The 588-nt window shown below is 63.3% G+C and carries 1 protein-coding gene; it reads left to right on the forward strand.

Annotation, left to right across the window (positions count from 1 at the left end; all coding sequences use genetic code 11):
* The coding region (locus AACY49_RS29985; RefSeq protein WP_339527839.1) for a hypothetical protein at positions 1–549 on the forward strand (549 nt) is incomplete at its 5' end.
* Between the last annotated feature and the right edge of the window lie 39 nt (positions 550–588).

Here is a 588-nt window from a genome sequence, read left to right on the forward strand (position 1 = left end):
CTCGATGCAGACGATCGGCAGGGGTCGGCGCTTTATTGGTCGGAGCGCCGCAACGACGACGACGTGATGGTGAAAGACAGCAGCGTCGCGGGCTTGCCGCTTCACGTCTCGCGCGGTCGCACCAGCGGCAAGATCGACCTTATCATCATCGACACGCCCGCGAACTCCAAAGACATTGCCATGCTCGCGGCCGAGCAGGCGGATTTCGTCATCATCCCCGTCGCGCCGCGCGGGTTGGACGTTCATTCGGTGCTGCAGACCGTCAAACAGGTGCAGCAGGCCGGCACCCCTTTCGCCGTCATCTTAACCCAGGTTCCGCACCAAGGCGGGGAGGGGCAGGAGGCCCATGCCGGGTTCGCGGCCAAGGGCGTGACGATGTTCAACAATCGGCTTCACTTCCGCAAGGACTACTACAAGGCGACGCCGCTTGGACGCACCGCAGCCGAGACGGAGCCGGACAGCAAGGCCGCAGCCGAGCTGCGCGCCGCGTATGACGAGGCTAAGCGACTAAGCGGCTTTACGACTAAGCCAGTAAGCGAAGCGGCATAATGGCGAAGAAACCTTCCGCGCTCGCCAGCATCTTCGATG

It is taken from the genome of Pseudomonas sp. EL_65y_Pfl2_R96, assembly GCF_963970905.1.
Classification (GTDB): Bacteria; Pseudomonadota; Gammaproteobacteria; order Pseudomonadales; family Pseudomonadaceae; genus Aquipseudomonas.